Below are 11,808 nucleotides of genomic sequence, written 5' to 3' on the forward strand. Positions count from 1 at the left end.
TCTTTAAAGTTATAGAGAAAACTATTCAATTTTTAGAGGTTCCTTATAAGGTAAAGAAGCACCTACTTGAGAGCGACTGGCAATAAAAGCACCAAACAAAGTAATACTACATCCAATCAATGAAAGAAGAGAAGGTTGTTCATTTAATAATAAAAATCCCATTAATGTTGATACAATTGGAAGTGCATATAACGTAATTGACGCTTTGGAAGCAGATAAATATTTCAATGCATATCCCCAGGCCAGATAAGCAAGTGCTGCAGGAAAAATTCCCATGTAAACAACAGCCATGGTTGTCTGAATACTGGCAATCTTAATTTGCCTTAGTAAATCAGGTAGAAAAACAACCAACAATAATGTCCCACCCCACATTACCCAAGCAATAATTGCCACTGGATGATAAACACGTACAAATTGCTTTTGTACAATTGTTAAAATAGCTCCCATTAAAGCAGAAATTAAAATCGCTAAAACACCCTGCTGCATTCCTGGAACAGACTGTTCACCAAGCATCAACAGCATCAGACCTAGTATGCTAATCAAGATACCATACCAAACACTGGGTTTTAGTTTTTCTTGTAAAAAGATAAGTGACAGCACTACAGTCATCACAGGCATAAAACCAATTACAAAACTGGCTATCCCCGCAGAAACACTAAGCTCACCATAATTTAAACAAATATTATAAATACCTATTCCAGCCATTCCCGCAATAAGCAACTGGATACGATCTTTCCATGCAACCTGTTTTTTAATGCCTAGACTATAATAAATAATTAAAAGACAAAGTGATGCAATCATAAATCGCAAGAGTGCAAGTGCTCCAGGGGAATAATCAGCTAATCCTATTCGTATCCCAATAAATGCCGAAGCCCACAAGACAATCACAATAATAACAACTAGAACCACTTTCAAAGACTGCATTGTTTACATCCGTACTAAATAAATGCTCTTATTTTAGCAGAATTTTCAATAAACGTTGTTATCTCATCTAAATAACGCACTTAATATACAATCCTTATAATGATAAACAGAGGAATTTCAATCTAAGTGATAATCATAAGCGGCTTTTTTAAACACGAAGCCCGCCAGCGATCAATTTGCAAAATTTTTGGCATTTACGCTTTTTATAAACTACTTTTAAATAAGGGCCTACAGAGGATAATTTGATGGATGACCCTTTTCATGCGCTAAAAGCAGCATTAGAATCCGCATTCCATTCCGTACCAACGAGAAACGGTAAATTTACTTATCCTGAAATCCAGCATTTAAAAGAAGCCTGTGTCAATTACAATATAGGAAAAAAAACAACATTTATTCATTTGGTAAAAGCAATTGGAGCAGCATTACCTCATTTTGAAAAGTTAAGGGTTAATTTCGAATCTGTAAAAACCTCGATTGATCTCATGGCAGCAACGCACCAAATGCCCCGAGTTAATTGGGATAAATTTCTGCCTCATTCCAGGACTTCAACTAGATTTACCTTTAATGCTCAGGCTGTCAAGCAGCAAGATGCGGAACTTATCCCCTGGCTAAACACTCAATCAGGAAAAGTGTTCACTCAATTCGCATCCAGTGAACAAACTCTTATCTTAATTGCTCATAGAGAACATCTTGGCTTTAGCCAGAAATTAAGAGCACACTTGGAAAAAGATCCAGAATTTTTATTCCGTTTGATTATGAAATCAGAAAGTGATTTCATCAAAATTGCAAATACGCGCCTGATTCTTTATTTAACTGATGAACAGATAGCTAGCGCAATAATTAGATACTTACCTAATTTGCTCCAAGAACACCCAGATACATTCATGCAAGTAGAACAATTAGTAGATAAGGTCAATGAAATATTATCTAACGGGCGCTCCATTTCTACTCTTTTGCGTAATACGGAAGCCAAATCTATTTTAGAACGTTCTGAATTTTTTTGTATCTATCAAACAGATGAATACAAAAATCGACAGACCCACCCTATATTCACAGCCGAAGAGGAACATTTAAAGCCTAAATTATAAATCCAACTTGATGCTTCGCACATCCATACGCAGGCTTTGATGCCTTGATGAAATCCTACATCCCGTGTACAAGCCACAGGATATAGAAATAAGAGTCAAATAACCTCATTTAATTCACGCTTGCCATTCATGCAAAGCTCGAAATTAGAAATAATTCTTAATCTAATAAACCTAAAGATTTAACGGTATCACGCTCTTGTCTCAACTCATCCAGAGTTTTGTTAAACATATCGCGACCATAATCATTAAAGGTTAAACCTTCAACAACTTTTAATTGGCTTTGCTCACGACGACAAGGGAATGAAAAAATCAAACCTTCATCAACACCATATTCACCTTCTGAACAACGGCACATAGAGAATGATTCTCCGGCTGGAGTATCGTTAACTAAATGATTCACTCCAGTAACAATCGCATTTGCAGCAGAAGCAGCAGAAGAAGAGCCACGAGCTTTAATTACCGCAGCACCGCGTTGTTGTACTGTAGAAACAAAAGTGTCTTTTAGCCAAGCCTCATCAATAACTTGCGCCGCAGAGACACCATTTACTTTTGCATTATAAAAATCAGGATATTGAGTAGAAGAATGGTTACCCCAAATAGTCATTTGAGTCACAGCAGTAACATCAACACCTGCTTTTTTAGCTAATTGGGTGCGTGATCTTAATTCATCCAATGTAGTCATCGCATAAAAGCGATCGTTGGGCACATCTTTAGCATGATGCATGGCAATCAAGCAGTTTGTATTACAAGGATTACCAACTACAAATACACGCACATCATCACTTGCATGTTCATTAATTGCCAAGCCTTGTTTGGTAAATATTCCGCCATTAATTTGCAATAAATCAGAGCGTTCCATTCCTTGTTTACGAGGAACGGAGCCCACTAGCAAAGCCCAATTTACCCCATCCATCGCTTTATTCATATCTGCAGTACAAACCACTCGCTTTAATAAGGGAAAAGCACAATCGTCAAGTTCCATAGCAACCCCTTCCAAAGAAGGAAGAGCAGCTTCAAGTTCAAGTAAATTCAATTCTACTTCTGTATTTGCACCAAACATTTGCCCAGAAGCAATTCGAAATAATAAAGCATAACCAATTTGTCCTGCTGCTCCAGTAACAGCAACTCTTACTCGTTTATTCGCCATGTGATTTCCTTTTTTATTAGGTATAACATCTCAAATTTTTATTCTATTTATAAGAAAAGTAAAATGAATAATTATAATTTTTGTGATAAAGCTCGCAAGTATGATATACTTCGCCCAGCTCCAATTTGAAGTTTTTGTTTAATTACTATTGAGAAAAACTTCAAATTGGAGCTGGGCGAAGTATACTATTGCAGGTTCAAACAAGCCAGCCAAAAAAAATAATGATTCCGTTATCGTTGTACATTCATATTCCATGGTGCATTCGTAAATGCCCTTACTGTGATTTTAATTCACATAAAAGCCCGGATATTTTGCCGGAGCAAAGTTATATTCAAGCACTGATTGCAGACCTTAAAGCTGATTTAGAGCGTTTTGAAATACGGGAAATTGGCTCTATTTTTATTGGCGGGGGCACTCCCAGCTTGCTTTCTGCGCAAGCCTATGAAACTTTATTCACTGAACTCCAATGCATACTGCCCTTGTCCCAAGACATAGAGATCACAATGGAAGCGAATCCAGGAACCGTGGAACAACAGCGTTTCACGGATTACCGACAATTAGGCATTAATCGTCTTTCCTTAGGTATTCAAAGCTTTAATCACGACCATTTGCGTGCATTGGGCCGCATTCATGACGGTCAGCAAGCACACCGAGCCATTGAATCAGCACGAAATGCAGGTTTTACCAACCTAAATTTAGACATTATGCACGGCTTGCCCCAACAAAGTATTATCCAAGGAATGGAAGATTTACGTTCTGCATTAGCCCATCAACCAGAGCATTTATCTTGGTATCAATTAACCTTGGAGCCTAATACCCTATTTTATAAAAAAAAACCTGCATTACCCTCTGAGGATGAATCTTGTCTTCTGGAAGAAGAAGGATTGTCATTACTCAAAACATCCGGGTTTGAACGATATGAAATTTCTGCTTTTGCTCAACCAAATCATCGTTCTCGACATAATTTAAATTATTGGTTATTTGGTGATTACTTAGGCATAGGTGCAGGAGCGCATGGAAAGATAACCACTAAAAATGGAATCATAAGAACACGGAAACATCGTCAACCCAAAGAATATTTAGACACCCAGAAACCTTTTTTAGCACACATGGAAACCGTAAATACAAAGGATCTTCTTTTTGAATTTATGCTCAATACAACACGTCTTGAACAAATCATACCCTTAGAATTATTTACACAAACCACCGGACTGGAACTAAAAGAGCTACTTCCCAAGCTTAGAATGGCTGAAAAGAAAAATTTAATTACTTTGGCAGAAACATACTGGCAAGTCACGCCTTTAGGAAGACGTTACACAAATGATTTACAAGCATTATACTTATAGTAAACATGAATATGTTTTCATAGTTATAAAGTGAAGTTACTTTACTTGCTTGTAAATAAGGATTAATTAATAATTAAAAATACTTTCCGAAAAAGGAGCGAACAGTGATGTTACCTATATTTTTGGTGGTTCTTGGCTATTTAATGGGGTCTATTTGCTCTGCGGTTATTATCTGCAAAGCGTGTTCTCTTCCCGACCCACGCACGGAAGGCTCAAAAAATCCAGGGGCGACCAATGTATTACGATTGGCAGGTAAGCAATATGCCGCATTAGTTATGGCAGCAGATCTTCTCAAAGGTACTATTCCAGTTTTAATCGCTAAAATTTTGGATGCCGATCCAGCAACAGTAAGTTTTACTGCTTTAGCAGCAGTAGTTGGACATATGTACCCCATTTTTTTTGGATTTAAAGGAGGCAAGGGGGTTGCAACCGCAATAGGTTCATTACTAGGTTTGTATTTTCTTGTTGGAGTCCTTGTTGCTGCAACCTGGCTATTAGTCGCTAAATTTTCTCGTTATTCTTCATTAGCATCAATAACTTCTGTTGGTTTAGCTCCTTTATACTCACTTTTACTTATCCAGCAACTGAGCGTTTTTCTACCCATCTTTGCCATAGCTTTACTGATCCTTTATAAACACAAAGATAACATTAATCGCTTAATAGATGGAACGGAATCTAAAATCAAACTAAAACAAAATGTTATTGAAGAAATCATGGAAGAGGAACATAAACCAACACATAGGGCACACCAGCCAACTCCTCCCCCAGAAATAGACATCGAAATAGAAACTGTGGTCATTACAGAAACTATAGTCGAAGAACCGAAACCAACTAAAGTAGGAACACCACCTAAACTAAAGAATAAACCAGCGGATACATCCGAAAAGAAAACAAAAAAAGCCCAAAAAACTGTTCCATCAAAACCTAAACTAAAGAAACAAAAAGAAGAATGATTATAGTGATAGGGTAAGACATTTTAAATCATGCCAATGGCCATCTTGCCCTAACTTCTACTCCTGAATTTAAGTCCCTTTCCCCTCGTAGCATCCGTAAGCACCCTGCATAAGCAATCATAGCCCCATTGTCAGTACAATATTCCAGGGCTGGAAAATAAATTGTTCCACCTATACTTTGAATCCATTCCTGCAAGCCTAAACGTAATGACTTATTCGCTCCGACACCACCTGCAACCACTAATTGTTTGTGTGAGGACTCTTGTAGTGCTCTTTTACATTTAATCATTAAAGTATCTACAACAGCTTGTTGAAATGCTTTAGCAATTTCCGAACGTGCACGCTCATCTTTTGTACTTTGATTCCACGTATTTAATGCATATGTTTTTAATCCACTGAAGCTAAAATCAAGCCCGGGCCTGTCTGTCATAGGCCGTGGAAAACGATAAGGAGTTGATTCACACTGATCTGCAAGTGCTGCCAATACAGGCCCTCCTGGATAAGGAATTCCCATAAGTTTCGCCGTTTTGTCAAAGGCTTCACCTACAGCATCGTCCATGGTATCTCCAAGCAGCCGATAAACACCTAAGCCTTTGGCTTCAATTAATTGACAATGGCCACCTGATACCAAAAGAGCAATAAAAGGAAATTCAAGAGAAGGCGTTTCCATTTTTGCAGCCAATACGTGTGCTTCCAAATGATGAATGCCCAATGCAGGAATCTGTAAAGCATAAGCTAAACTTTTTGCAAAACAAGAACCTACCAGTAAGGCACCAATTAAACCGGGGCCCGCTGTATAGGCAATCCCATCTAAAGATTTCTTATCAAGCCCAGCTCGAAGAAGAACCTCATCGACCAAGGGAATCAAATAATTGATATGATCACGTGAAGCAAGTTCAGGTACAACGCCTCCATAAACTCGATGGGTTTCAATTTGTGAATGCAAAGCATGTGCTAACAAACCAGTATTTGAATCATATAGAGCTACACCAGTTTCATCACAAGAAGATTCAATGCCTAAAACAAACATAAACAGCCTAATCCAAAGGTAAAGTCTAAATAAAACTTATCATTGTAACACATTAATTTGCCAAGAAGACTTCTAACTCTCTTTGAGAATTAAAAAATGACTTTTGTAATTATGTATATCTTAGGATAGACTAAGCGTTAATAAATTTATCTATTTAAAACTTGACGAGTGCTTCAACTAGCACTAGAATTGCCCACCTAATAAGTCAAATAACCAGAGGATCAGTTTAATGCCTACCGTTCGCGTCAAAGAAGGCGAAAACCCAGAATATGCATTGCGCCGATTTAAGCGCTCTTGTGAAAAAGCCGGTATTTTAACCGAATTACGCCGTCGTGAATTTTATGAAAAACCAACTGCTGAGCGCAAGCGCAAACAAGCTGCTGCAGTAAAACGTCATTTAAAGAAAATTTCTCGAGACGCTTCTGCGAGACAACAAGGTTCAAAACGCCGACGTAAATAGGATTTTTCTCTGTCCTGTATTATTACTAAGGTCACATATACTGCGCGTGGTCACATATAAATTGACTAAGGTGTCGCATCGAATGTGGCCTTTTTCTTTTTTAAGGAATAAAAAAATGACTATTAAAGAACGCCTTAATAATGATATCAAAGAAGCTATGCGTGCCAAGGAAAAAGAATTACTTACTACCTTACGTTTAATCACTGCCGCAGTGAAACAAGTTGAGGTCGATGAGCGCATTGAAGTAGATGACGAACGTATGTTGGTGATTTTGGATAAAATGAGCAAACAACGTAAAGAGTCGATAGCACAATATGAAAAAGCTAATCGAGATGATTTAGTAGCACAAGAACAATTTGAGCTAGATGTCTTAAAAAACTATTTGCCTGAACCATTATCTGCTGTTGAAATCGAAAAAATGATCAATACTGCCATTACAGAAACTGGTGCCACAAAAATGGCTGATATGGGTAAAGTCATGGCTTTATTAAAACCAAATTTACAAGGGCGTGCTGATATGGCACAGGTTAGCGCATTGATTAAGGCTAAATTAAATTAAGGAGCACCATGTCTGGCTTAATCCCTCAGCCATTCATTGATGATCTCCTACAACGCACGGATTTGGTTGAACTTATTGACAGTTATGTTCCCTTAAAAAAAAGAGGGAACAGTCATGTCGCATGTTGTCCTTTTCATAATGAAAAATCCCCCTCCTTTAATGTTGTTGCCAAAAAACAGTTTTATCATTGTTTTGGTTGCGGCGCTTCGGGAAATGCTATTAGTTTTGTAATGAAGTACTTCAATCAGGGATTTGTTGATGCCATTGAAACCCTTGCTACACGTATTGGCTTAACCATCCCCCGGGAAAAACAAACTGAAAAAGAGAATACATCGCGTGATCTTTATAAACTGCTGTCAGCAGTCAGTCTTCATTATCGAAAAAAATTAAAGCATGAAGGACAACCTGCCATTAATTATTTACGCGAGCGAGGTCTGAGTGGAGAAGTAGCCAAACTTTATCAATTAGGCTTTGCAACCGAAGGATGGCATAACCTGGAAAAAGCATTTCCTCGCAATCAACGTGAACTGATTGCAACAGGCATGCTCATTAAAAATGAAGATGGAAAAATTTATGATCGCTATCGTAATCGGATTATGTTCCCTATTCATGATCGCCATGGACGTATTATTGGTTTTGGTGGACGCGTCTTAGATTCAGAACAAAAACCCAAATACCTTAACTCTCCAGAAACAGTAATTTTTCAAAAAAGCCGAGAATTGTATGGGTTGCATCAAGTTTTAAGCCAGCAAAAATCAATAGATTCTATAATTATTGTTGAAGGCTATATGGATGTCATCGCCCTGGCTCAGCATGAAATTATAAATGTAGTAGCCACATTGGGCACAGCAACGAGCACTTATCATATTCAGTTACTGAGCAAACATGCTAAATCGCTAATTTTCTGCTTCGATGGAGATAATGCAGGAAAACAGGCTGCATGGCGAGGACTGGAAAGCAGCTTACCTCATTTAAATCTAGGTTTGGATGTTAGTTTTATGTTTTTACCTGACGGCCACGATCCGGATAGTCTGGTCAGAAAAGAGGGCAAGGAACATTTCTTAAATCAAATAAAACAAGCTATTCCCCTAAATCGCTTTTTCTTTGACAGTTTGAGCAAAGATCTGAATTTGCTTAGACCAGCAGGTAAAACCCAACTTATTAATCTAGCCAAACCTTTTTTACAAAAGATGAGTGAAGGATCATACAAACAATTACTCATAGGAGATCTTGCACGCTTGACGCATATTGAGCCCCATAGGCTCAATCAACTCATTACAGATCAAACGAAAAATCCTTCTCCAGAACCCATGATGACTCTTACACGCACCCCCATGCGTATTGCCGTAGCACTTTTACTTCAGCATCCGGAAATTTATACACAAAGTATGCTGCAAATGAAACCTGAACTTTTCGATGCCCAAGAACATGAAATACTGCTCAAATTGTTGAATCAATTGGCCTCAAATCCAAAAGCAAATACTGCAACGCTAATTGAAGCATGGCGCAACCACCCCTATTTCGATTTTATCAATAAATTAGCAGCATGGGAGCATCAAGTACCTGAGCCAGAACTAGTTAAAGAATTTATTGATATCATGTTCTTTTTACAAAAGCAGAATCGGGAATTAACCATACGCCAGCTTATTAATAAATCACGCCAACATGGATTAAATGAAGCAGAAAAATTCAAATTACAAGAAATGTTAAAAGAAAGACATACTTGATTGAGTTATCTTTATACGAAATTAATTACACAAAATTACGAAAACTCCAAAAAAGCAATGAAAAATTACTGGTATGTTGCTTCTACCCGGTTTATAATTATAGGATTTTGTAATCCTAAAAAAACAATCAAAATTCAATCCTTAGCTTTAATGCTAAGGATTGAATTGTTTTTTTAGGATTTTTTCCAATTGTGCCTAGAGAAGTGCCTATGACCATAAACGATCAAGAACAGCAAAGCTCACAGATAACCAAAGTCATTAGCCTAGGAAAAGAGCAGGGTTATTTGACTTACAGTCAAATCAATGACTTACTGCCGAATATAGTTGATACGGAACATTTTGATGTCATTATTAGCATGCTAGAAGGCATGAATATCAAGGTGTTTGAGTTACCGCCTGGTGATGATGAACTAGCGCTCCTGCTGAATACCGAAGAAGTACCTGATATTGAAGAAGCGGCAATGGTACTCGCTTCAGTGGACAAGGAAACTGGCCGCACTACAGATCCTGTACGTATGTATATGCGTGAGATGGGTACAGTCGAATTATTAACTCGCGAGGGTGAGATTCGTATTGCTAAACGCATTGAAGAAGGCATTTACCAAGTACTGAAGTCTTTAGCTCATTATCCAGAAACAGTACAACTCGTTCTTGATGATTATGAACGCTTCAATGCACAAGAAATTCGTCTTAATGAAATTATTAGCGGCTTTGCTGATGTTGAAGATGAAATAGCCCCTGCTTCAAGCATTGGCTCTATGCTTGACGAAGATCAGCAACAGGAAGAAGAAATTCTTTTATCTGATGAGGAAGATGAAGATGGTGAAGGAGGCATGGTTGAGGTTGATGATGGCCCTAACCCCGAGCAAGCGAAAATTTATTTTGATGATTTACGTGAAACTTATGAAGCAGCAATAGTTGCATTAAAAGAACACGGCAGAACTCATGCCAAGACCACTAAAGCATTAGAAATAATGTCGGAGTCATTTTTAAAGCTTAAGCTCACGTCAAGACAAGTAGATCGTTTAACCCGCCATTTTCGTCAATTACGCAATCACATCAGAGAACATGAGCGCGGTATCATGCGTCTTTGCATTGAAAAAGCACGTATTCCAAGAAAGTTATTTATAGATACCTTCCCCGGCCAAGAAACCGATCTTGAGTGGCTCAACACCATTATTGCGAAATATAGCAAAAAACTTGACATGAATCGTATTCAGGAAAACACCGAGGAAATTTTACGCATCCAATCTCGATTAGTTGCGTTCGAATTAGAATACGGCTTATCAATTTCAGAAATTAAAGAAATTAACCGTAAAATGTCTATTGGTGAAGCGAAAGCACGCCGTGCCAAAAAAGAAATGGTCGAAGCAAATTTACGGCTGGTGATTTCAATAGCTAAAAAATACACCAACCGTGGCTTGCAATTTCTTGATTTAATTCAAGAAGGAAATATAGGTTTAATGAAAGCCGTAGATAAATTTGAGTACCGACGTGGCTATAAATTCTCTACATATGCGACTTGGTGGATTAGGCAGGCTATTACCCGATCTATTGCTGATCAAGCACGTACTATTCGTATACCGGTTCATATGATTGAGACCATTAACAAACTCAATCGAATTTCCCGACAAATTCTTCAAGAGACGGGGCGTGAAGCAACTCCAGAAGAACTCGCCGAAAAAATGGAATTAAGCGAAGACAAAATTCGTAAAGTCTTAAAAATCGCTAAAGAACCCATTTCGATGGAAACTCCAGTTGGCGATGATGATGATTCACACCTAGGTGATTTTATTGAAGACAATAACATAGAATCGCCTATCGACATGGCTACTGCGGAAGGACTACGCGAAGCTACCCTGGAAATCCTGGAAACGCTGACACCACGAGAAGCTAAAGTACTTCGTATGCGTTTTGGTATCGAAATGAATACTGACCATACTCTGGAAGAAGTAGGAAAACAATTTGACGTAACTCGTGAGCGCATTCGTCAAATTGAAGCTAAGGCATTACGTAAATTACGTCACCCTTCACGCTCAGAAAAACTAAGAAGTTTTCTCGAAGGTGATGAAGGATAAACTCATAAATTGAAAATGAGGATAAAGACAACTTAAATCTCTTATCCTCATTTTCAATATTAGGATGTGAATTTCTAAAAAAAATAAAAAAAAACTGGCACATTAAGTAAATTAAGTTTAAAATGACACCCTCTTCGGGCCCATAGCTCAGTTGGTCAGAGCAGCGGACTCATAATCCGTTGGTCCTAGGTTCAAGTCCTAGTGGGCCCACCAATTAAAGCCAGTAAAATCAATCAGTTACACTTGATACCTTAAACCCCTAGAAACCCACTTCGGGACTTCTTCGGGAGCTACGTGCAAAATCTAAAGCGAAATTGCACTTACACCCTCATTTGCTACCTTCCTGGTTTTAAAATTTGTGTTCCGCAATAAGGTTATATACAGAGAAAGAAAGTTATAAATGGGAAAGGAATACCCGAGAGTTAGAGAACCGTCTGGGTTCTAAAATGTTTGATGTGATTTCTGTTTGCGATAGGGAGGCAGATATCTTTGAATA

10 protein-coding genes and 1 tRNA gene are annotated in these 11,808 nt (G+C 38.0%); 8 read left to right on the plus strand and 3 right to left on the minus strand.

Features of this window, described 5'->3' with window-relative positions:
• Positions 1-21: 21 nt before the first annotated feature.
• Positions 22-924 (minus strand): DMT family transporter, encoded by a 903-nt coding sequence (locus EKG34_RS10105; protein WP_003635002.1) that lies wholly within the window; start codon positions 922-924, stop codon positions 22-24.
• A gap of 245 nt (positions 925-1,169) precedes the next feature.
• Here EKG34_RS10105 and EKG34_RS10110 point away from each other — a divergent pair, with 245 nt between their 5' ends.
• On the plus strand, positions 1,170-2,012 hold the full coding sequence (locus tag EKG34_RS10110) for a hypothetical protein (protein WP_003635000.1): 843 nt from the start codon (positions 1,170-1,172) through the stop codon (positions 2,010-2,012).
• A gap of 157 nt (positions 2,013-2,169) precedes the next feature.
• Here the strand turns inward: EKG34_RS10110 and EKG34_RS10115 are convergent, their stop codons facing one another.
• Positions 2,170-3,159, minus strand: coding sequence for a malate dehydrogenase (locus EKG34_RS10115; RefSeq protein WP_003634998.1), 990 nt, complete (start codon positions 3,157-3,159; stop codon positions 2,170-2,172).
• A 221-nt stretch (positions 3,160-3,380) separates the two neighbouring features.
• Here EKG34_RS10115 and hemW point away from each other — a divergent pair, with 221 nt between their 5' ends.
• Positions 3,381-4,505 (plus strand): radical SAM family heme chaperone HemW, encoded by a 1,125-nt coding sequence (gene hemW / locus EKG34_RS10120; RefSeq protein ID WP_012979384.1) that lies wholly within the window; start codon positions 3,381-3,383, stop codon positions 4,503-4,505.
• Positions 4,506-4,612: 107 nt separating this feature from the next.
• Positions 4,613-5,458, plus strand: coding sequence for a glycerol-3-phosphate 1-O-acyltransferase PlsY (gene plsY, locus EKG34_RS10125; RefSeq protein WP_003634995.1), 846 nt, complete (start codon positions 4,613-4,615; stop codon positions 5,456-5,458).
• 28 nt (positions 5,459-5,486) lie between these two features.
• Here plsY and tsaD read toward each other — a convergent pair whose 3' ends face one another.
• Positions 5,487-6,488: a tRNA (adenosine(37)-N6)-threonylcarbamoyltransferase complex transferase subunit TsaD gene (gene tsaD / locus EKG34_RS10130; protein WP_003634992.1), complete on the minus strand. Its 1,002-nt coding sequence runs from the start codon at positions 6,486-6,488 to the stop codon at positions 5,487-5,489.
• 229 nt (positions 6,489-6,717) lie between these two features.
• On the opposite strand from tsaD, the gene rpsU reads away from it, so the two are divergent.
• The 5 genes from rpsU (at position 6,718) to EKG34_RS10155 (ending at position 11,525) form a co-directional block, all read left to right on the plus strand.
• Positions 6,718-6,948 carry a 30S ribosomal protein S21 gene (rpsU, locus tag EKG34_RS10135; protein ID WP_003634990.1) on the plus strand — a complete coding sequence of 77 codons (231 nt, stop codon included), beginning with the start codon at positions 6,718-6,720 and terminating at the stop codon, positions 6,946-6,948.
• 115 nt (positions 6,949-7,063) lie between these two features.
• Positions 7,064-7,507, plus strand: coding sequence for a GatB/YqeY domain-containing protein (locus EKG34_RS10140; RefSeq protein WP_012979385.1), 444 nt, complete (start codon positions 7,064-7,066; stop codon positions 7,505-7,507).
• Between the two features lie 8 nt (positions 7,508-7,515).
• Positions 7,516-9,234 (plus strand): DNA primase, encoded by a 1,719-nt coding sequence (gene dnaG, locus EKG34_RS10145; protein ID WP_003634987.1) that lies wholly within the window; start codon positions 7,516-7,518, stop codon positions 9,232-9,234.
• Positions 9,235-9,443: 209 nt separating this feature from the next.
• On the plus strand, positions 9,444-11,312 hold the full coding sequence (gene rpoD, locus EKG34_RS10150) for an RNA polymerase sigma factor RpoD (protein WP_003634983.1): 1,869 nt from the start codon (positions 9,444-9,446) through the stop codon (positions 11,310-11,312).
• Between the two features lie 136 nt (positions 11,313-11,448).
• A tRNA-Ile gene (locus tag EKG34_RS10155) sits at positions 11,449-11,525 on the plus strand.
• Positions 11,526-11,808: the final 283 nt, after the last annotated feature.

It is taken from the genome of Legionella longbeachae (genome assembly GCF_004283175.1).
Lineage (GTDB): Bacteria > Pseudomonadota > Gammaproteobacteria > Legionellales > Legionellaceae > Legionella > Legionella longbeachae.